Origin of the sequence: Leptotrichia wadei, from assembly GCF_007990545.2 — a bacterium.
Lineage (GTDB): Bacteria > Fusobacteriota > Fusobacteriia > Fusobacteriales > Leptotrichiaceae > Leptotrichia > Leptotrichia wadei.
Window position 1 is genome coordinate 51278 of sequence record NZ_AP019829.2, and the last position, 22023, is coordinate 73300.

Sequence of the window (22023 nt, forward strand, 5' to 3'; positions counted from 1 at the left end):
ATTTATGATTTTGTATTTTTATTCTCCTTATGAGACATCCTTTTTTTATTTCATTTTTCTAATATACCCATTCCCATAAAACGCAATCCCTAGTTGCCCCACCATCACAATCCAAATCAGCGGCTCGCAAATCATTACACCAAAATAACCCAATTTCGGCACGATAAAAATTACGAAGATTATTTTTCCAAAAAATTCGATTATACTTGAAACAAGAGGGATTAATTTCTCTCCGAGAGCCTGTAAAGCGTATCGCAAGTTAAAGAGAATTCCCAGTATTGTGAAAAATGGGGAGGCAATTTTTAGGTAGGTTGAGCCGTTGTGGAGGACGATTTCAGATTCGGAGCCTGACATCATGTGAATCATGTTTTTGGAAAATAAATATACAAAAATTGTAATTCCGATTGCAAAAACTATATCCATCATATTGGCGTAAAATACGCCTTTTCGGATTCTATCCACTTTGTTTGCACCTTTATTTTGGGAAACGAAAGTTGCCAGCGCGAGTGCTATTGTAGTTAGCGGAATGTTGCAAAATCCCATAAGTTTTCTTGCCGAAGTATGTCCAGCGATAATCAAGTATCCAAACCCATTTATCGCATACTGCAAAATCAGCGTTCCCATAAGTACAATTGCAATCATAAATCCCATAGAAAGTCCCTGTCCAAGCAGTTCCTTGTACAATTTTTTATCAAATCTGAAATGTTTTTTTCTAGGAATTAAAATCGGTTCTTTTACGTAAATGTAGATAATACTCAGGATAACCGAAATTGCCTGTGCAATAACTGTTGCAATCGCAGCTCCGCCAATTCCCATTTTAAGGGAAGTTATGAAATAAATATCAAGAAAAATATTTAAAATTGAAGCAATTACCAAAAATACGAGCGACATAAAGCTGTTTCCGATTGCACGTAAAAGTCCTGACGACAAGTTATAGGAAAAAGTTACGCCAATAAACATTGTTATTATGTTTATATATTCAAATGCTTCTTTTATAATATTTTCAGGCGTATGCAAGACTTTTAGCAACGGCATAAGAATAAACCGTGATAAAATCATTACTCCCACAGTAATCCAGATTCCAATAACAATTGAACCAGCTACAGACTTTTTCAAAAGATTCTTATTATTCGCCCCATAATTTCTAGCCGTAACCATACTAAGTCCGTTTCCGATTCCCAACGCAAATCCAAAAATCAGCTCAAAAATAGCTGCCGAAGCCCCAATAGCCGCAAGCGAATTATCTCCCAAAGTATGCCCCACAATGGCAATATCCGCCATATTGTAAAGCTGCTGAAAAATATTTGACACAAGTATGGGTATCGAAAAAATCAGAAGCGACTTCAAAATATTATCATTTATCAAATCAACCGAAAAATTAAATTTTTTCATTTTTTGTCCTTTCTTTTTGTTTTTTAAATCGTAAGTTTTTATTCTTGCTTACAAAATAATTTTTTGTAAAAAATATAATTTTTCTATTTTTCCAAAAATTCTTTCATATCTGTAAACATTGGTATTTCCAGTTCAACTTCCTTTTTTGTTGCAGGATGTGTAAATTTTACCTTGTAGGCGTGCAAAAATTGTCTGTTTACTCCAAGTTCTTTGTTTAAACCATTTCCATAAAGTTCGTCTCCTACGATTGTGTGTCCAATGGATTTCAGGTGAACTCGAATTTGATGTGTTCTCCCTGTAAAAAGTTCACATTCTACCAATGTTGCATTTTTTTCAGGATAAGTTTTTAAGACTTTTACAGCCGTTTTTGCGTATTGCCCCCGCTCATCAATTATTCTTTCCAAATTATCTCCATCCCGAAAAATTCGTCTTTCAATAACTATTTTATTTATCCCATTTTTTTCCAAAATTTCATTATTAAAATCATTTTTATTTTTCAAATTTAAATTATCTTTTGTATTTTTGCTGTTAAAATTTGAATTATTTTCAATTTTCTCAATTTCATCATACTTTTTCATTTTTCCAAAATTAACTTTTTCAACTTCAGTTTTCAAATTTTCTTTCTCAAAATCCTGAATTTTATGATTTTCTCCATCTTTTGTCAATTCATCTTTAATTCTACAAATTTCCTCATCATCAATAATTCCATTCACAATCGCCAAATATTTTTTCTCAAAAATCGAAAAATTTTGCAAAAATGCCTGTGTAAAACTGTTTTTCGCAATAATAATCAATCCAGATGTATTCATATCAAGCCTATTATAAAATCGTGGCACTCTCACTTCGCCATATTTTTCCAAAAAATGATTCACAATCCCATTTGCCAAAGTAAAATCAACCTTTTTCTGTGTCGGATGTGTTAACAAAAATGGCTCCTTATTCACAACCAAAATATTTTCATCTTCAAACACAATATCAAGCGGCAATTTAATCGGCTTAATATCAGTCCCTTTCTTCTTCTCCACAACCTTCAAATTTCCATGCGACGGCAATTTTTTCGTAAGCCTAACTTGTTTCCCATTCAAAAAAACTTCCACATTTCTCAAACTTCTCCCCGAATAATTCTGCACTTCCCGCAAATACTGCGAGATTTTCATCCTCTGATGTTCCTTTTCAATTCTAAATTTTTTCACTATCTATACACATCCTTTTTACAAATTTATTTTTTATATTATTTGATAATTTAGTTTTTTAATAAACTTTTAGTTTAAAAAATAAGTTGCTAAACAAATCTATTATTCTACCATCTTCTAATTTAAATAATAAAAATCAGAAAATTCATTGAATTAAAGCTTTTTTTACAAGATTTTACTGTTTACAATCTATGTACTTATAAAATATCTTTTAATTAAACTTAATCATTAAGTATCCATATAAAGGATTTTATTTAGAGTTATGAAAAACTACTTATTGTTAATAAATGTTTTTTCATAATTCTATGTTTTTTCTTTTTATAAAGCAAGGGAAATCAATCGCCATTTCCCTTGCAACCCTGGCTTGTCTAAGCATTTTTTTGAAATAAAAACGAAACTCGCTGACGCTCAGACAATCGTTTTCATTCCAAAAAAATCACGACATTCTATGTTAAATTATAAAGATTATTATATTTAAATTTTAGGTTTTAACATTTTGAAAATATTAAATAAGCAAAATTTCGTTAAAGGAAAAATAACTGTCTGAGCGTAGTTTTACGGAGCGAGTTTTATTTTTCCTTTATAAGAAAGTTTTGCGTAAAGCGGGGTTGTAAGGGCATGGCGTTTGATGCCCTTACGTTAAAATATATAAATAAAATTAAAAAAGTCTTTAAGATGGATACTTAAAAATTAGATTTGATTTTTTTTACAAGGCTATCAAACTAATTATTATAAAATTTTATTACTATTTTTTAAATGAGGGGATTAGTATAAAATATTTTTATTATTATTTTTCAAAATAATTATCAGTTTCCCATTTTCAAATTCTACGCTAGCCTCATTTTCAAGAATAACATTGCTCACAAGTCTGGAACTTTCCCTTTTCACATCGATTTTATTCGTTTCAAACTTAAAGCCTTTCAAGGTTAATTTTTCAACTTTTTCACTGATTGGAATGATTGAAAATTCACATTCCTTTTTATTTTTTAGGACAAAAGATTTTTCTGCATAAAAAATTTCTTCATTTTCCTGCAAAAAAACAAGATTTTTATACTTTTCCATTATGAATAGGTTACTCAAAGTCATGTCAATTCGTTTCCCAAGTCCACCAACAACAAATACTTGTTGCAAATAATTGTTATCTTTTTTAATTTTACGGATTTCCTCCAAAATTAACTCAAAGTCTGTAAAATCCTTATCCTTTGGGAATTTTTTTATCAAAATATTCTTACTTTTATAATATTCCAAAACATTTTTCTCAACCGAATCCAGATCCCCAATAATCACTTCCGGCATTTTCCCATATTTAAATGCAAAATTTGCCCCGCCATCTGCACAAAAGCAAACTGCATTTTCCGAAACTAACTTATCCATAAATTCCTGCGAATACTTATATTCACCATTTAAAAAAATAACATATTTTTTCTCCATTTTTCTCCCTTCAGTTTAAGAAATACAATAATATTTACATTATACTTCGTTATCAGGTTATTTACAAGACAGTGACTGTAATTATTATTTTAAGATTGTGAACTGTAAATATAGTAAAACCTATTTAAAATTGAACTAATTTATCAAATAAAACAGAAGTAACTGCGTACCAGAGCTTATGCCGAGTTGAAATAACGGTTTTGTTTTTCCGTTTTTGTAATAAAAATTTAAAATTCTTTTTTTATAATCTTTTTCATATTCCATAATGTTATTATACCATCTTTCTAGGCCATTTTTATAGAAGTTTCACTATAAAATAAAAAGTATGATATTTATGAAATAGGATAATTTATGAGCGAATTAACTACAGAAGAATTTAATGTGCTTTACAAAAAGAATTTTAAGGAATATTTTGATAAATTAAAAAAAGGACTACAACATTTTTGTGTAAATAGTCCTTTTGAATAAAATTCTGTTTTATTTTTTGAATTTTAAATATAATAATGAAAATGATAATTTTGACATATTCATTAATTATAGATAATATTTCTTATTCTTCGTTTAATCTGACAAGAAAATGTTTAAATTGTCCTTCATCAGTATCTAACTTTTCGAAAAAATTTTCATCAATTTGCTCAACTAATGGAACGGCTTTTTGTAATATTTCTTCTCCTTTTTTGTTCAAAATAACAGCTTTAGCCCTTGTATCTCTTGAATGTTCTTTTCTTTTTACAAAGTTATGTTTTTCCAATAAACTTAATATTTGAGATATTGTCATAACATCTATTCCTGAGAGTTTTGAAATCATAACTTGTGTGACTTCGTTGCCGTTTTGCGATAAATAAGCAAGGGAAACTAAAACAACAAATTGAGGGTGTGTTAAGTTCATTTTCTTTAACTCTTTTTTTATCATAGAATGCCATTTGTTGTATACCCTCATAAATAACAATCCTGTTGATTTTTCTGAATTATCTTTATATTTTGATGTAAACAAGTACCAATCACCTTATCTTTCCAAATAATTTTTTAGAATAAATATAGATTGAGGGACATCTGAAAAAACTTGGCTTAAAAATTCTAAATGCTGTTCATCTTCACTGTCTAAAATTACAGTATGTTTTATATTTATGCTTCCATCGTTGTTATCAATTATTTGATGACTGAAAAGAATATCTCCAAGCGGAGTTTCTGTTTTATCCCAAAATTCTTCAAAAGGTTTTACAAGAGTAAGCTTATATTCCATAGGGGGCATTCCTTCAAGTTCCATAGTTCCATATGAACCCGTTTTAAATTCACCCTTTAATGTGATATTTTTTAAGTCTTTTTCCCAATCATACCATTTTTCAATATTTGCATAGTATTCCCACGCATCTTCTTTTTTTGCTTTGATTTTTAAACTAAAACTAAATTCCATTTTATTTCCTCCTCATTATTATATGTATACTTATTATAAATTATTTTATAATATTTGTCAACAATATTTTTAGTATACTTCCTTATCCATAAATTCCTGCGAATATTTATATTCACCATTAAAAAAAATTACATATTTTTTCTCCATTTTTCTCCCTTCAAACCAAGAAATTAAATATATTTATTATATTGTTTTATCTGATTATTTACGAGATTATAAAAAAATCCCTTTAAATTTTAGGAATCTGCAAAGTTACTTTAAATCCACCATATTTACTATGTTTCATCATAACTTTACCATTATGGACATCAATAATCTGTTTTACAATGAGAAGTCCTAAACCGTGCCGCTGCTCTGTTGTGTTGGTGTCGCAAACCATATAATGTGGGGCATTATTGAGTTTTTCCAGCTCTTTGTCAGAAACTCCTGTTCCATTGTCTTCAACGCAAATTATGCAATTTTTTTCATCTTCTTTTACCGAGATATAAATTATACATCCATTTTCGTTGTGATTGATGCTATTTTGAATTAAGTTAGCTAGAGCTCGTTTTATCAAATTACTGTCGATATTGGCAAAGCAAGATACAAGTTCATTTTTCGTCTTCCACTCTATCGGAAATTTTTCATCGATATCCATATTCAAAAAATCAACGACAACTTGCCTAACGACTGCTACTAGATTTTCTTTTTTCTGCTCAAAAGGCTGCATATTGTATTCTAATTTTGAAGCAAGGTTCAAATCATTTATTAAATTTTTTATACGCTCACTTTGTTTCAAAATGACAGAAAGCTTTTTATCCATTTCATCTGATAGATTTAAAGATGTTTTCAATTGGCTTGTATAGCCCATTATCATTGATAGTGGAGTACGAATATCGTGGGAAACTCCTGCAATCCAGTTGGCTCGTGCCGTATCTTTATTCCACAATTGTTCCCTTTGATTTTGCAAAATTTCAGAAGTTTTATTTATACTTTTTGCAAGTTCTGATAAAACGCCTTTTTCTTTAACATGTACAGGCGTATCTTTATGCAAATTTTGTATGCCTTTTATTATTGGATTTACAGAACTTAAAAGTTTAGAGTTGGAAATAATGTATATTAAAAATATGAAAATTATGTTTAGACAAAAAAGCATAAGTAAAAATTTTGGAATATTTTTAACAATTCCGTATTTCCAGTTGGCTACTGGGTATTTCCAATAACTATTTTTAGGATAGCCTAGCACGAGTAAATTATTTTCAACTTTGGAAGTGAAAACAGGATAATTTTTTATATAGGCATGTGAAAATATGGCAATATCAGATATTGAGTATTCTTTTGGAATATTATCAGGTAAATTGTCTGTTTGCCATATAACTTTTTTTGAATCATTGTCAATCAAGATTGCCCATATATTTTGTTTTTTTAAGTCAGCAGTCACTTCATCAGGCAAAGTGTATTTGCCATTTTCAAATTTTAACATATCTGCTACTTTAAAAGTATAGTTCATGGGAGGATTTTTTGACACATATTTAAGAATCCATAATCCGTATAAAAAAATATTTAAGAATAGAAGTAGGACAAAACTTAATATTAAGGTTATTATAAAACGACGTATTAGTTTTAGTATGCTTTTCATATCATTTTCCCTCCACAATTAATTTGTAGCCTAATCCTTTCATTGTTATTAATGACACAGGATGGGAAGGATTAATTTCAATTTTTTCTCTAATGCGTCTTATATGCGTCATCAGTGAATTTGTATAAACATAGGCATTTTCGCCCCATACAGCTTCACACAATGTATCAATGGTTACGATACGTCCTGCGTTTCGATAAAGAGTCTGTAATAATTCATATTCCTTTGCAGTTAACGGTATATTTTTATTATCTTTTATAATTTCTCCACGTGAAAAATCAATTTGACAGCCATTCAAATTCACAATTGGGCTTTCTTTTTTGTAAGTTCGCCGCAAAATAGCAGTAATTCTAAATAAAAGCTCCTTTGGCAAAAAAGGTTTTACAATATAGTCGTCCGCCCCCAATCCAAAGCCTTTGAATTTATCCTCATCCTCTCCACGTGCTGTAAGAAATAATATTGGATAATCACCAACTTTTCTTAACTTTTCCAGTAATTCAAAACCGTTTCCATCTGGAAGCATAACATCCAGTATCGCTAAATCAGGCTGTTTTTCTTCAACGCATTTCATAGTTTCCTTCACGCTTTTTGCAGTCTGTATATTTTTATATCCGTAATCAGCTAAAATTGATATAGTCATATCTAAAATTTCCTGCTCATCATCAACAATTAAAATACATTTATTTGTCAAATATTTTTCAATCATTTCAACTCTCCTTCCGTTGATGCTTAAAATTATATAATTTATTATACCATATAAATTAATTTTAATTTTTTATTTTTCAAAAAAGTAAGGTAAATGTAAAGTAAGGAGAATGTTGTTGTAAGGTTGATGTGGTAATATATGAGTGTAGGAAAGGAAGGGAATATAAAATAAATATAAAAATTTAATAGATGAGAGGAAGATTATTATGAAAATGGAACTAATAAAAAAATTAAGCGATGATGTTTTCGCAGATAAAAAACAACATTTAATGGCTAGCAGAATAGCATTAATTATGAGCGTAGTACCTATTTTAAGTCAAATTATGTCAATATTTAAGGTAAATTATGTAATAGCGCATATGTTTGGTGCAGTAAATGCCTTGTGTATTCTAGGTTCTTTCGTGTTGTCCGTTTTATGCATAAAAAATCAAAAAAATCGTAATTTTATGAATGTTTGCTCAATAATAATAAGTGGATTTTTTATGCTTGTTGTTGCAGTGTTGATGGTTATAGGTTTAATTTATACTATTGCTTATGTAGTAAAACACTAGAAGAATTAGGAATTTTTGTATAATATTATTTCAAATATTTGAATTTCATATTATAATACTAAACCCCGTTAAATTAATGGAGTATAATGTGGTATAATACAATAGGGTGATAAAAATGGCAAAAGCATATGAGATAACAGAAGAAATGTCGAATGAGATAAGAATGATTAGAAAAACAATAAAAAACAAAAGTGAAGATATTAGACTGCATGCAGTAGAATTAAGAGGCTTAGGAAAAAAGAATAAGAAAATAGCTGAAATTTTAGATGTCCATGAAAAAGTTGTCAGTAAATGGATATGCATATTTGCAAATCAAGGAATACAAGGATTGATGAATAAGCCAAAAGGTGGAAATCATAAAAATATGACATTTGAAGAGGAAGATAAGTTTTTGAAGCAATTTGAGGAACGAGCAAAAAAAGGTGAACTGTTAAACACAAATGAAATAAAATAGGAATATATTAAATTAGTTGGGCATAGCATTGGACACGAACAAATATATATAGTTCTAAGACGGCATGGCTACAGAAAAATAATGCCTAGGAGCAGACATCCAAAGAAAACGAGCAATGAAGAGATTGAGCAGTCTAAAAAAAATCGCCGATCTGGTGCAGAAAACAAAAATAAAAAATCCTGGCAAGACAGTAAGATTAATGTTTGAAGACGAAGCAAGTTTTGGAAGAATTAACAAGCCTAAGTATTGCTGGTGCAGCAATAAAGTTTAGACTCTGTGTTCCCTGTCATCATATAAGGGAGTACAGGTATGTTTTTGGTGCGGTGGAGCCTTTAACGGGGGAAAGATTTTTTTAGTTATGCCAAACTGCGATACAAACAACATGAGTGTTTTTTTAAAGGAATTATCTAAAAGCTATAATGACGATATTGTGATTCTAGTCTGTGATGGAGCAGTATGGCACAAATCAAAGAACTTAGAAATTTCGGGAAACATCATAATGACACATATACCACCATATACACCAGAAATGAACCCCATTGAACAAATTTGGAAACAAATAAGACAGATGGGGTTCGGCAATAAGATATTCAGTACATTAAAAGCTGTAGTTGACAGGCTATGCGACACTATAAATTTACTTACAGATGAACTAGTAAAAAGCATAACTCTTCGCGAATGGATTTGTTCTGCTATTTAAACGGGGTTTAGTATAAATTCAAAAGATAATGGAGTTTTTTGAAACTAATGATGAACTTACACGATTGGAATTAGAAAAACTTTTGAATATAAAAGAAAGCCGTGCGAGAGATTTGTTAAGATATTTGGTGAAAAATGATATGTTACAAAAAATAGGGGCAACTAGAAATATCAGATATATAAAAACCGTCGGAAAAATGATATAAACAAATTGCTTCAAATACTTAAAGATAGCGATTTTTGAGAAAATATTATTAAATTCGATTGGTAAAAAAACCGTCGGAAAAAAACTAAGCAACGAAAATCACTAAGAAACCGTTGCTTAAAAATTATTAATTATTTTTTGTATTTTGATAATTTAATTTGTTATAAGACTGCAAAGTTTTTTGTTATCTGAAATACGATATAAATCCATTTTAGGTCTATTTTTTTTATCAAACGAATAAGATAATTTGTAATTTGAAAAAACTTGTGTTTTGTCATTCAAGTTTGTAAAATAGATAGAATTTTCATCTTCTTTTACTTCATAATCTAATTGTGAAAGTTCAAGGGTAACTTTTCCTGTTTTTAATGCTGCACGATTATCCAATATGCTAACTGAAATAGACGGCTTGCCATTTTCATTCAAGAATTTTATATAAGTAAGTCCCTTAAAAGTTCTGTCAACAGAATGAGGACATCTCCAAACTTCAGAAGATATTTGGTCGATATTAGTGTCAGAAAAACTTAAACTGCAAATTAACAAAGAAAATAAAAATATAAATTTTTTCATAAAATCACTCCCAAATAATAATTTTTTTATATTTTATAATATTTTTTTAGGAAAATCAATAATAAAAACTAATATTTAAAAATTCACATTATTTTTAGAACTAAATGCATTTTGAAAAAATCCATCGGACAAGTCAAATTCAAAAGTTTCACGGCTGATGTAACCGACAGTTTTGTCGCTTTCGTAAAGTTGAATGAGAAAATTTGCCATTTCTTCGGATGTATGATAGTTTGGATAAGATTTATCATAATCAAAATTAGTTTTACCAGTTGCGATATTTCCAAAGTTAGTTTTGGTTGCAGCAGGTGCTAGGACTTTTGCTTTTAATTGTGCGTTGTTTTGCTTTAATTCTAGTGCAAGTCCTTCTGTGAAGGCGTTTACGTAAAATTTGGTGGCACAGTAGACAATTGCGTTTGGGACAATTGTGTAGCCTCCTGCTGAGGAGATATTGATTAATTGGGAGCCTTTTTCGTTGTGGTAATCTTGCACGTATAAAGAAGATAGCAAAGTTAATGCTTCTACATTTAGATGAAGCATATCTAAAATTTTACTAAGAGATTCATCTTTCACATTGTTATACGATCCAAATCCAGCATTATTTATCAAAGTTTCAATGTGATAATTGTTTAATTTTGAATATAGTTCAGGAATTTTATTGACATCGGTTAAATCAAAATCTATTGCAAGAATATCCAAATTAGGATGTTTCTCCAAAATTTCGCTTTTTAAGTCTTCTAGTAAATTCTTTCTTCGTGCAATCAAAATAAGATTTTTATTTCTTTCTGCAAATTTTAGAGCCACAGCTCTACCTATTCCCGAACTTGCTCCTGTTATAACAGTATATTTTGTTTTCATAGTTATTACCTCCATAAATTTGATAAATAAAGGATAGCAGTTAGAGTATAGTATAAGTCAATAACTTTTTTGAAAGGAGAAAATAAAATGAAAAAGAATGAACAAAAAATAATGCAAATAAAGGAATTTTCAGAAAAAACAGGCTTAACTCCATACACAATAAGATTTTATGAAAAAAAGGAGCTGTTTCGTGTAAAAAGAGATGAGAAAAATAGAAGAATATATGATGAAACTGATATTGAATGGATAAAAATGTTAAAAAGATTAAAAGATATGGGAATGAAATTAAGTGAAATTAAGAAATATTCAGATTTACGATATGAAGGAAACGGAACGATAAAAGAAAGAATGAAAATTTTGACAAATCATAAAAAATATGTAAACATAGAAATTGAAAAGTGGCAAAAATATTTACAAAATCTTGATGATAAACTTGAGATTTATGAGAGTTTTTTAAAAAGTATTTCTGAAAAATAAAAGGGTCATAAATATATAGAAATTAAGGAGAAAATATGTTTGCGGATACAAATATAACTTGGGGATTTGTCTTGTTATCCCCTTTTATAATTCCAATATTAATTTTATTAACTTTCTGGTTTTTTGTTTCAAAACGAAAGTTTAATTTTCTTATCGCATTTACAATTTTATCATTATTATTTGTTAGGTATCTTCGTTTTCCTTATGACACAGTTAACCGTAACAGTGAGATTAAAATATCACAAAATTTTTTGATAAAAAGAACTTTGAGTTCGGATTCAGAGCATGAAGTTTATAAACTTGTTGATAAGACGAAGCCTGAAGATTTGATTTTGTATTTAAATGGATTAGCTAAAATTAATAATACTTGGGTTGGTTATATCGAGGAAACAGATTCTTACGAAGGAAAATATGGTGTCAAACCAGAAACATATTTTTTCATTAACGACAATAAAATTGAATATAACTTAGATGAGAAAACTTTAGAAAAAAGATTAGGTTTAAAAGAAATAAAATTACAGGATGCTGAATACTTTGTTGATAAATTTGGGAGTAAAAAAGAAATCTTATATCAATATCAATTAGATAAAACAGGAGATTTAGATGAAAATATTTCTTTAAATTCAGAATTAAGCAAGAAATTGGAAACAAAGTATAAAAAAGATAGAATATTTTATTTGATGTTTTGGAGTGTAGTGTTGCTTATGGAAATTATTTATCTGTTTATAAAAAATAGAAAAATTACAAAAAGTAATAAAGATTAGAAGGAGAAAAAAGGATGGAAAAAAATGAAAATAAATTTACATTAAAACCAAAAGACTTTTTAGTATTGATTTTATATACAATAATCTATTTGTTCTTTCAGATAACAATATATCCAGCATTGGCATTTTTATTTTGGTTAATTTTTACAATGCGGATAGAAGAAATAATTTTTAATGCTTTAGAATTTTTAAATCTTTCAAAAGGAACCATAAGTATTATTGATATTGTGATTACAGGAATTGCTTTGCTAACAGTGCTTATGTTTGTATTTTACTTGGGATATTTATGCAGTAAATTTTTTAAAAAAATTAATAAAACTTTGTTAGGTAGTGTAATGATAGCAATTTTAATCTATTTTTTGTATAAAGTTTTTACAGAAACAGATGAAAGTACAGCAATGTTTGCACCGACAGCACGGGAAATACATATTTTCTGTACAGCATCACATATTTCTTACACAGTTGGAGTATTTTTTAGTGATAAAGTCAAGAAAATATTAGATAGAATAAAATTTAAAAGAAAATAAAGTTTTTTTACAAATCTAATTTGCTTATGTCATTTTTATCTGTTATACTTATTTTAATAGAAATAAATAAATTTTTTAGATAAATTTAAAATAGGAGCAGTATTTATGGGAAGAAAACATAAAAATATAATGTTGCTGGGGACAGGTTCTAATGTGGGAAAAAGCATAATCAATGCAGGATTTTGCAGAATATTTTATCAGGATGGGTATAGTGTGGTGCCGTTTAAGTCGCAGAATATGGCTTTAAATTCGTTTATTACGAAGGATGGAAAAGAAATGGGGAGAGCTCAGGTGGTGCAGGCTGAAGCGGCTAATATCGAACCTCAGGCATTTATGAATCCAATTTTATTAAAGCCTACGACAGACAGAAAATCACAGGTTATTGTGAATGGAAAAGTTTACAAAAATATGGATGCGAGGGAATATTTTGCCTATAAACATAATTTAAAAAAGGATATAATGGCGGCATATAATCACATAAGGGATAATTTTGATATTTGCGTGCTGGAAGGGGCAGGAAGCCCTGCGGAAATTAACTTGAAGGAAGACGACATTGTAAATACAGGGATGGCGGAAATGGCTGATTCGCCTGTTATTTTGGTTGCTGATATTGACAGAGGCGGTGTTTTTGCGTCAATTTACGGGACAATTATGCTTCTTGAGGAAAGTGAGAAAAAACGTATAAAAGGTGTAATTATAAACAAATTTAGGGGGGATAAGAGCCTTTTGACTCCTGGAATTGAGATGATTGAAGAGTTGACAAATGTGCCTGTTCTGGGAGTAGTGCCGTTTGTGCCACTAGGAATTGAGGAAGAGGACAGTCTGGGAATCGACAAGTATAATGTGGAAAAAGAAGGGAAAATTCGGATTTCGGTTATTAAACTAAAACATATATCGAATTTTACAGACATTGACGCACTTAGTCATTATAACGATGTTTCCTTGAAATACGTTACAAAAAGCTCTGAACTTGGAGATGAGGACATTATTATTATTCCTGGCTCCAAAAATACTGTGGAAGACATGAAGGACTTGATTGATAAAAATATAAGCAGGGAAATTATAAGGCTTGCAAAAAGAGGAACGATAGTATTTGGAATTTGTGGCGGTTTTCAAATAATGGGACAAAAAATAATGGATCCTCAAAATATTGAGTCTAATCTAAAAGAAATTTCAGGTTTAGATTTATTAGACATAGAAACAGTTATGGAAACGGCAAAAACAACAACACAGTATGAAAATAAAATAAAAAATGCAGATGGAATACTCGCTGGAATGGACGGCATTGAAATAAAAGGCTATGAAATACATCAAGGCTACAGTTATCCTGTACACGAAGAAAAAACCAAGATAAAATGTATCTTTGACGATGAAAAGCTAAAAGGAGCTGTAAAAGGAAATGTTGTCGGAACCTATATTCACGGAATATTTGACAATTCTGAATTTACAAATCATTTTCTGAACGAAGTAAGAAAACTTAAAGGGCTAGACAAAGTCGATGAAGATTTTAGTTTCAAAGAATATAAAAACAGGGAATACGATAAATTGGCACAAATTTTGCGAGAAAATGTCGATATTGATAAGGTTTATGAAATAATGGGGATGGAATAAATTGACATTTGTAATAAAAATTTAGATTGTCCATGTGCTTTATCTTTCGATATGGTGACAAATGAAATCAGAAAATATATAATTAAAAATTTTCAAAAATGTTTTGCTGAAATTAAAGACATCGAAATAAAAAACGATATAATTAATTTTTAGGAGATTTAGAAAAAATGAAGAGTGAATATGATAAAAATGATGATGAATTAGTAGAAAGATATAAAAACGAAAATTTAGAAATTTATAATTATAAAGGAATAACATTAGGGGATAGCATAGAAAAAATTTATCCTCTTATGAAAATTTATCATACAGAGTATTGTAAAAATGACAGAAGAGAAAGATATAACTTAATAATGGAAATAGAAAATTCATATATTCACATAGACATATATTCAAGAAAAGTAGTGGAGATAGAAATCTATGATGAAAATTATTTATTAGGCGAATTTAAAGTTGGAAGTGAGATGACAACTGAATTATGTGAAAAATACGATCTTTTAGATGTAGATGATGTAGATACAGGGGAAATATATTATTATCCTGAAAAAGGGTTTATGCACGCAGAATTTTGTGTAAACCCTGAAGATGTTATATCAAAAATAAATAAAATAACTTTTTCCATATATGTAGAAACTCCTTCAGAAAATAATGTTAAAGATACTTTAAAAGCCCAAAAAATAGAAGATATTTACTATTCATTATATAATTTTGGAGAAATAGAAATAGATATTGAAAATAAAGAAATTATTGGAAGATTAGAAGAAAATATATTTACATTTGATTTATTGAACGGTAATTTAAAAAATATTGAAATTAAAAAATAAGAGATTGAAATAAAAATGAATTTGATTTTAAAGAAAATTTAGACAAAACAGTTAATATATTTTATCAGTATAAGTTTTGTACAAGGAGAGGAAAATGGATTTTCATGGTGGTAATATTTATAAAATATTCAGGGAAAAAAATATAACAGAAATACTGGATTACAGTTCGAATATAAATCCTTACGGAGTGCCAGAGAGCCTAAAACGTAAGATTACAGAAAATATTGGGATTCTTGAGAGGTATCCTGACCCTGATTATGTGGAATTACGTGAAAAATTGGCTCAACTGAATAAAGTTGAACTGGAAAATATTGTGCTGGGAAATGGTGCAACAGAAGCTATATTTTTGTTCATAAAAGTGATAAAACCCAAAAAAGTGCTGATTGTATCGCCTACTTTTGGGGAATATGAAAGGGCAGTAAGAGCATGTAAAAATTCTGAAAGTCAAAAAATTGAAATTGAATATTTTGAATTAGAAGAAAAAGACGAGTTTAGGCTTAATATTGGGAAATTGAAAAAGGAACTTGAGAAAAAATATGATTTGGTAATAATTTGCAATCCGAATAATCCGACTGGAAAATTTTTGAAAATGGCTGAAACAGAGGAAATTTTGAGAGAATGCAATAGATATGATACGAAGTTATTTATTGACGAGGCATTTATCGAATTTTTAGAGGATGGACTAAAGGAAAGCATTGTAAATAGTGGGGAAAATAAGAAAAATTTGTTTTTAACTCGTGCATTTACAAAATTTTTTGCTATTCCAGGACTACGATTGGGATATGGAATTTATTTTGACAAAAATTTGGAAAAGAAAATCGCTGAAAAAAAAGAACCGTGGAGCGTGAACAATATCGCTGAAATGGCTGGAATAACGGTTCTTGATGATACAGAATACATAGAAAAGACATTAAACTGGATAACAGAAGAAAAAAGATACATGTATGAAAGACTGAATGAAATTTCAGGAATAAAGCCTTATAAGACTGAAGTAAACTTTATTTGCGTAAAAATAAAAGATGAACTGATTTCTAAAGGGCTGAATGTGAAAAAATTGCGGGAAAAAATGATGGAAGAAGGAATTTTGATAAGGGATGCGTCCAATTTTAAATTTTTGGATGAAAGATTTTTTAGACTGGCAATTAAAGATAGAAAGAGCAATGATAAGGTTGTTAGGGCTTTGAAAGAAATTTTAGAATAAAAAATTTGAACTTATCAGATTTGATAATGATTCATATATGAGAAATTCTAGTAATGAAGAAGAATTTGGTAGTGAAAGTTATAATTGGTGGAATACGTTTATTAGTATTTTAAATGGGGATTCTTATGATTTATAAGATATTCCCTATTATTTTATAGTAAAACTGCTTTAAAACTAAACTCAAAAGGCTATGATTATTTTACTCAAACCCTAAATCTATATAATTTTTAGTAGTTTAATTTTAAATAGGTTTGAGTATATTATTATAAATTAAATTGACAAAAAATGGAAAAATTAATAGAATACAGGTAATCGTCTGTGAAGAGTAAAAATAAAAAAATTAAAATACTAAAACATCATTTTATATAACAAATAAATTTAGTAATATTCATTTTGCAGATAGAAATTAAAAGAAATTATTTAAAAAAATGATAAAATTATATAAAAAAACGGAGAGAGAAAAAATGAAGGAAAATTTAGTAAAAAATTTTTATATTCTAAGTTTTAGTTATAAAAATTTGAGTTTGGAAGAAAGGGAAAAGTTTGTAAAAGAGGGGTATAGACATATTTTAGGGAAATATTTGGAAAAAAGGATTATAAAGGGGTATGTGGCTGTTGAAACTTGCCTTAGGATAGAGCTTTATTTGGATGTTAGCAAGGAATTTGAAATTGAGAGTTTAAAGAGGGATTTTAGAATTGAGAAGATGAAGGATTATAAAGGGGCTGAAGCCGTGCATTATTTACTGCGGGTGATTTGTGGGCTGGATTCGATAATAAAGGGAGAAGATCAGATTCTTGTGCAGCTTAAAAAGGCATATTTTGACGCTCTTGACAAAAATGTTACGTCTTCATTTTTGAATATAATGTTTAATCAGGCGATAGAAACTGGGAAAAGATTTAGGGCGGAAAGCAAGATAAATGAAAAAAATATTTCACTTGATTCGATAGCTGTAAAATTTATAAGAACAAAATTTGAGAGCCTTGAAAATAAAAAAATATTTGTAATTGGAGTGGGAGATTTGAGCCAGTCGATTCTTGCGCTTCTTCACAAAATGAACAATTGCCATTTGACAATGACAAATAGAAGTTTACGACGGTCAATTGAATTACAGAAAGTGTATCCAGATGTTCAGACAGCAGAATTTAACGAGAAATATAATGTTATAAAAAATATGGACATTGTAATAAGTGCCACTTCTGCACCACATTTGATTCTTGAAACAGCGAAAATTCAAAATATTTTGAATGATGGAAAAAAACGATTTTTCCTTGATTTAGCCGTCCCGAGAGATATTGAGGCAAGTATAGGGGAGTTTGAAAATGCTTCGCTTTATCATTTGGAGGATATTTGGGATGAATATAATAAAAATGTGGAAAAGCGGGATGAAATTGTAGAAAAATATTCTTATATTATTGAGGAGCAGTTGAAAAAAATAGCGGAAAAACTTGAAAAAAGAAGAAAATATACAAATCAGAAAAATATTGAGATAGGTGAAAATGGATGAAATCGAATAAAATAATTATTGGAACGAGAGGAAGCATCTTGGCACTTGCACAAGCGGAAAAAGTGAAGGAAATGCTTATTAACAAATATGATGAATTAAGAGAGAATGAGAATTTTTGCGAAATTGAAGGACTCGATAAAAAAAGTCCGCTGGAAATAGAACTGAAAGTTATAGTTACAAAGGGAGATAAAGATTTAAGAGACTTTACAAAAATAAAAGGAACTACGCAAAAGGACTTGTTTGTGAAGGAAATTGAAAAGGAAATGCTGGAAAATAAAATAGATCTGGCAGTGCATTCATTAAAGGATATGCCACAGAATACTCCAGAAGGGCTTTTGAATGCGTGTTTTCCAATGAGAGAAGACAACCGTGATGTGCTTGTTTCAAAAAACGGGAAAAAATTAAAAGAACTTGATGGAAATTCTGTAATTGGGACAGGGAGCATAAGACGGGAAAAGGAGCTTTTGAATCTGCGAAATGATGTAAAGATAAAAGCAATTCGAGGTAATATTCACACAAGGCTGAAAAAACTTGATGATGGGGAATATGATGCGATTGTGCTGGCTGCAGCTGGATTAAAAAGAGTTGGACTGGAAAACAGAATTACTGAATATTTTGATATAGATTCATTTATGCCAGCACCAGGACAAGGGATTTTGTGTATTCAATGCAGGGAAAATGATAATAAAATACGACACCTTCTGAAAATTATAAATGATGATGAAGTTACAATAATGTGTAAAGCTGAAAGAGAATTTTCAAAAATTTTTGATGGAGGATGCCATACTCCGATAGGCTGTTCATCGGTTATTGAAGGGAATACATTAAAATTAAAGGGAATATTTAATGATAATGGAGTCAGAATATTTAAAGAAGTTGAAGGAAATAGGGAAAATCCAAAGGAAACTGCACAAAAATTGGCTGAAGAAATAAAAAAAGAGGAGATGAAAAATGAGAAAAGGTAAAGTTTATATTGCAGGAGCAGGCTGTGGAGATGAGGGGCTTATAACTTTAAAATTGAAAAACGTGATAGAAAAAGCGGACTGCATTGTTTATGATAGGCTTGTAAATGAAAATATCTTACAGTATGCAAAGCCTGATGTGGAAATGATTTATATGGGGAAAGAAAATACTGCTGGAGGAAAATTGCAGGCAGAAATAAATAATAAATTAGTGGAAAAAGGTAAAGAAGGACTTGCAGTTCTAAGACTAAAAGGAGGAGATCCTTTTGTATTTGGACGAGGAGGAGAGGAAATAGAGGCCTTGGTTGCTGAAAATATAGACTTTGAAGTGATTCCAGGGATAACTTCTTCAATCGCTGTGCCAGCTTATGCTGGAATTCCTGTTACTCACAGAGGAATAAACACTTCTTTTCATGTGTTTACTGGACATACCCAATTTAATGGAATAGAACTTGATTTCCCAGTTATTGCAAAATTGGAAGGAACTTTGGTTTTTTTAATGGGATTAAGCAACCTTGAAAAAATAACAGAAAATTTGATAAATAACGGAAAAAATCCGAAAACACCTGTCGCAATAATAAAAGATGGAACTACGACAAGACAGAAAACTTACACAGGAACATTGGAAACAATAGTAAATACAGTAAAAGAACATAATGTAAAATCGCCTGCCATTATATTGATTGGAGAAGTGGTGAATTTACGGGAAAAAATGAAATGGTTTGAGAATAAGCCGTTATTTGGGAAAAATATTCTTGTTACAAGAAATAGGGAAAAACAAGGAAATATATCAAATAAAATAAATGAACTTGGCGGACAGGCTTTGAGCCTTCCATTTATTAATATAGAGTATGTCGATTTTGAAATGCCTGATTTGAAGGAATATAGTACCCTTCTATTTAACAGCATAAATTCTGTTATTGGATTTATGAGAAAAGTAAAGGATATTCGTGCTTTGGGAAATGTTAAAATAGGTGTAGTGGGAGAAAAAACTGCTGAAGAAATTGAAAAATATAAAATAATTCCAGATTTTTATCCAGAAGAATATACGGTAGAAAGACTGGCAAGCGAAAGTGTGAATTTTACTAAGGAAGGAGAAAAAATACTGTTTATAGTATCTGACATTTCTCCAGTAAATGAAAAAAAATATTCAGATTTATACAATCGAAATTATGAAAAACTTGTAGTGTATAAAACTCAGAAAGTTGAAGTGGAAAAGGAAAAAGCTGAAAAATATGTAAAAGAAAGTGACATTTTAATGTTTTTAAGTTCATCAACCTTTAAAGCCTTTGCTGACAGCATAAACTTGAGTGAAAATGAGGAAATAAAAGAAATTTTGAAAAATAAGGTTATTGCTTCGATTGGGCCTGTTACTACGAGAACTATTGAAAAATATGGGGTGAAAGTTGGGATAGAAGGGGGAAAATATACTGAAAATGGGCTGTTTCAAGAAATATTGCAATATGTTGCATTCAAATAGAGAATCAGATTTTAGGGTATGGAGGTAAAGTTCTTTGTTGTCAAATGAAGGATCTAAAATTTTATATAAACAAAGAAATAAAAAAACTGCTCTTTTTATCTGATTTATATTCAAGATTTTTAGAGCAGTTTATATTTTTATCTACCAAATTGTTCTTGTTCTAGTTGTTGTTGTTTTTGTTGTAAAATACGTTGTTGTTCAATAGTATTTGGAGTTTTTGCAAGAGTTACTGATACTTCTGTTGTTTTTCCATTTCTAGATATAGTTAATTTTACAGATTGTCCGACTTTTTTAGCGGCTATTTCTCCGACAAAGGCACCTGCAGAATTTACTTCTTTTCCATCAACTGCTGTAATAACGTCATTTTTTGTGATTCCTGCAGCTGCGGCTGGACCATTTGGAACGGCACCTGCTACAAATACTCCATTTGAAGATTTTAAATTAAGAGCTTTTACTTTGTCTGCGTCTAAGTTGCCTAAATATACACCAATGTATGGTTTTTCAAATTTACCAGTTGCAATAATTGAATCTTTTACAGTTGTTACTAAATTTGCTGGAATTGCAAAGCCAATTCCTACACTTCCTCCGCTTTGTGAATAAATTGCAGTATTTACTCCAATAACTTTTCCTGTAATGTCAATTAACGGACCTCCACTATTTCCTTGGTTAATTGCAGCATCAGTTTGAATAAAGTTTTCAATTTCTTCAATTCCAAGTGAACTACGTCCAGCTGCACTTACGATTCCAACAGTCATTGAATCGTTTAATCCCAATGGATTTCCAAAGGCGATTGACCATTGTCCAATTTGAACTTGATCTGAATTTGCAAATTCTAAAGGTTTAAATGTTTCATTTGAATCTATTTTTAACACTGCGATATCAACTTCAGGTGAAGTTCCTACAAGTTTTGTACGATATTCACGTCCATTTGAGAATTTTACATAAATTTCATCTGCACCATCAATAACGTGATTATTTGTAACAACATAACCATCCTTTGAAACTACAAATCCTGAACCAAGTGAACCGGATTCACGTTTTTCTTGTCCTCCCGAACGACCGTATAATAATTCTTCTAGTGGATTATAGGTATTAACTGTTACAGTTTTTTTAGTTCTGATATTTACAATTGAATCTTGTACACTATTATGTACACTTACAAAGGCATCTTGTGTTTGTACTGCATTTTTAGTATATTTTTTCAGTTCTTCTGGAGAAACTGTTTTTTGCTGCTCAGTATTTGCTGTATTATTTGTATTTCCTGAATTATTTCCAGTTTTATTGGAACAGCTCAAAACTAAAAATAATATTGAAAGTAAAGTAAATTTTTTATTTTCTTTTTTTATAAAATTCATTTTTTTCATATTTAATTACCTCATTTCTATTGTATCAAAATAACTTTAGTTTTTTTTCTAAAGAATTGGATATATTTTAGTGAATGAAAGTTTTTTATTCTTGTGATTTTCATTTGAATTTCATTTATTAGTAATATTTTTGTAAATTTATAAATGTTTTGGCAGATACATTAAAATTTTTACTGATTAAATATTACTTTACAAACTATATTCCCCTGTCTTGTTTTTTCTCTTAT

At 29.5% G+C, this 22023-nt stretch carries 24 protein-coding genes; 14 read left to right on the top strand and 10 right to left on the bottom strand.

Features of this window, described 5'->3' with window-relative positions; genetic code table 11:
- Positions 1-45: 45 nt before the first annotated feature.
- The 7 genes from FVE73_RS00225 to FVE73_RS00255 all read right to left on the bottom strand — a co-directional run bounded on the left by FVE73_RS00225 (position 46) and on the right by FVE73_RS00255 (position 7754).
- Complete coding sequence (locus FVE73_RS00225) at positions 46-1392, bottom strand: MATE family efflux transporter (protein ID WP_018499250.1); 1347 nt, start codon at positions 1390-1392, stop codon at positions 46-48.
- Positions 1393-1475: 83 nt separating this feature from the next.
- Positions 1476-2585 (bottom strand): RluA family pseudouridine synthase, encoded by a 1110-nt coding sequence (locus tag FVE73_RS00230; protein ID WP_018499249.1) that lies wholly within the window; start codon positions 2583-2585, stop codon positions 1476-1478.
- Positions 2586-3350: 765 nt separating this feature from the next.
- Entirely contained in the window at positions 3351-4016 is a 666-nt protein-coding gene (locus FVE73_RS00235) for a thiamine diphosphokinase (protein ID WP_018499248.1), read from the bottom strand.
- A gap of 550 nt (positions 4017-4566) precedes the next feature.
- Positions 4567-4905: a MarR family winged helix-turn-helix transcriptional regulator gene (locus FVE73_RS00240; RefSeq protein WP_232058515.1), complete on the bottom strand. Its 339-nt coding sequence runs from the start codon at positions 4903-4905 to the stop codon at positions 4567-4569.
- A gap of 117 nt (positions 4906-5022) precedes the next feature.
- Complete coding sequence (locus FVE73_RS00245) at positions 5023-5430, bottom strand: SRPBCC family protein (RefSeq protein ID WP_018499245.1); 408 nt, start codon at positions 5428-5430, stop codon at positions 5023-5025.
- Between the two features lie 229 nt (positions 5431-5659).
- Entirely contained in the window at positions 5660-6919 is a 1260-nt protein-coding gene (locus FVE73_RS00250; RefSeq protein ID WP_232058516.1) for a sensor histidine kinase, read from the bottom strand.
- A gap of 130 nt (positions 6920-7049) precedes the next feature.
- Positions 7050-7754, bottom strand: a complete 705-nt coding sequence (locus tag FVE73_RS00255) for a response regulator transcription factor (RefSeq protein WP_018499242.1) — start codon at positions 7752-7754, stop codon at positions 7050-7052.
- A 205-nt stretch (positions 7755-7959) separates the two neighbouring features.
- Between FVE73_RS00255 and FVE73_RS00260 the strand changes: the two genes are divergently transcribed.
- The 5 genes from FVE73_RS00260 (at position 7960) to FVE73_RS00280 (ending at position 9663) form a co-directional block, all read left to right on the top strand.
- Positions 7960-8304, top strand: coding sequence for a hypothetical protein (locus FVE73_RS00260; RefSeq protein ID WP_018499241.1), 345 nt, complete (start codon positions 7960-7962; stop codon positions 8302-8304).
- 115 nt (positions 8305-8419) lie between these two features.
- Positions 8420-8758: a helix-turn-helix domain-containing protein gene (locus FVE73_RS00265; protein ID WP_146997809.1), complete on the top strand. Its 339-nt coding sequence runs from the start codon at positions 8420-8422 to the stop codon at positions 8756-8758.
- A 115-nt stretch (positions 8759-8873) separates the two neighbouring features.
- Positions 8874-9029, top strand: a complete 156-nt coding sequence (locus FVE73_RS10780; protein ID WP_232058517.1) for a hypothetical protein — start codon at positions 8874-8876, stop codon at positions 9027-9029.
- Between the two features lie 12 nt (positions 9030-9041).
- Positions 9042-9458, top strand: a complete 417-nt coding sequence (locus tag FVE73_RS00275) for a transposase (protein WP_390624486.1) — start codon at positions 9042-9044, stop codon at positions 9456-9458.
- Positions 9459-9486: 28 nt separating this feature from the next.
- Positions 9487-9663: a hypothetical protein gene (locus FVE73_RS00280; protein WP_018498382.1), complete on the top strand. Its 177-nt coding sequence runs from the start codon at positions 9487-9489 to the stop codon at positions 9661-9663.
- Positions 9664-9815: 152 nt separating this feature from the next.
- Here the strand turns inward: FVE73_RS00280 and FVE73_RS00285 are convergent, their stop codons facing one another.
- Positions 9816-10229, bottom strand: coding sequence for a hypothetical protein (locus FVE73_RS00285; RefSeq protein ID WP_018498381.1), 414 nt, complete (start codon positions 10227-10229; stop codon positions 9816-9818).
- 75 nt (positions 10230-10304) lie between these two features.
- A complete protein-coding gene (locus FVE73_RS00290; protein ID WP_018498380.1) occupies positions 10305-11084 on the bottom strand; it encodes an SDR family NAD(P)-dependent oxidoreductase in 780 nt (259 codons plus the stop codon).
- An 87-nt stretch (positions 11085-11171) separates the two neighbouring features.
- Between FVE73_RS00290 and FVE73_RS00295 the strand changes: the two genes are divergently transcribed.
- The 9 genes from FVE73_RS00295 to cobA all read left to right on the top strand — a co-directional run bounded on the left by FVE73_RS00295 (position 11172) and on the right by cobA (position 20432).
- Positions 11172-11561, top strand: coding sequence for a MerR family transcriptional regulator (locus tag FVE73_RS00295; protein ID WP_018498379.1), 390 nt, complete (start codon positions 11172-11174; stop codon positions 11559-11561).
- Positions 11562-11596: 35 nt separating this feature from the next.
- Positions 11597-12325 carry a hypothetical protein gene (locus tag FVE73_RS00300; RefSeq protein ID WP_018498378.1) on the top strand — a complete coding sequence of 243 codons (729 nt, stop codon included), beginning with the start codon at positions 11597-11599 and terminating at the stop codon, positions 12323-12325.
- A gap of 14 nt (positions 12326-12339) precedes the next feature.
- Complete coding sequence (locus FVE73_RS00305) at positions 12340-12852, top strand: hypothetical protein (protein WP_018498377.1); 513 nt, start codon at positions 12340-12342, stop codon at positions 12850-12852.
- Positions 12853-12957: 105 nt separating this feature from the next.
- Positions 12958-14463, top strand: coding sequence for a cobyric acid synthase (locus tag FVE73_RS00310; protein ID WP_018498376.1), 1506 nt, complete (start codon positions 12958-12960; stop codon positions 14461-14463).
- Positions 14464-14630: 167 nt separating this feature from the next.
- Entirely contained in the window at positions 14631-15284 is a 654-nt protein-coding gene (locus FVE73_RS00315; RefSeq protein ID WP_018498375.1) for a hypothetical protein, read from the top strand.
- A gap of 94 nt (positions 15285-15378) precedes the next feature.
- Positions 15379-16485, top strand: coding sequence for a pyridoxal phosphate-dependent aminotransferase (locus tag FVE73_RS00320; RefSeq protein ID WP_018498374.1), 1107 nt, complete (start codon positions 15379-15381; stop codon positions 16483-16485).
- A 464-nt stretch (positions 16486-16949) separates the two neighbouring features.
- The gene (gene hemA, locus FVE73_RS00325) at positions 16950-17990 is read left to right on the top strand and encodes a glutamyl-tRNA reductase (protein WP_051070811.1); all 1041 of its coding nucleotides are present in this window, start codon (positions 16950-16952) and stop codon (positions 17988-17990) included.
- Positions 17987-18955 (top strand): hydroxymethylbilane synthase, encoded by a 969-nt coding sequence (hemC, locus tag FVE73_RS00330; RefSeq protein ID WP_018498372.1) that lies wholly within the window; start codon positions 17987-17989, stop codon positions 18953-18955. Before hemA ends, hemC begins: the two co-directional genes overlap by 4 nt.
- Positions 18942-20432, top strand: a complete 1491-nt coding sequence (cobA, locus tag FVE73_RS00335; RefSeq protein WP_018498371.1) for a uroporphyrinogen-III C-methyltransferase — start codon at positions 18942-18944, stop codon at positions 20430-20432. The genes hemC and cobA overlap by 14 nt, the downstream gene beginning before the upstream one ends.
- 137 nt (positions 20433-20569) lie before the next feature.
- Here the strand turns inward: cobA and FVE73_RS00340 are convergent, their stop codons facing one another.
- A complete protein-coding gene (locus tag FVE73_RS00340; protein ID WP_018498370.1) occupies positions 20570-21796 on the bottom strand; it encodes a S1C family serine protease in 1227 nt (408 codons plus the stop codon).
- Positions 21797-22023: the final 227 nt, after the last annotated feature.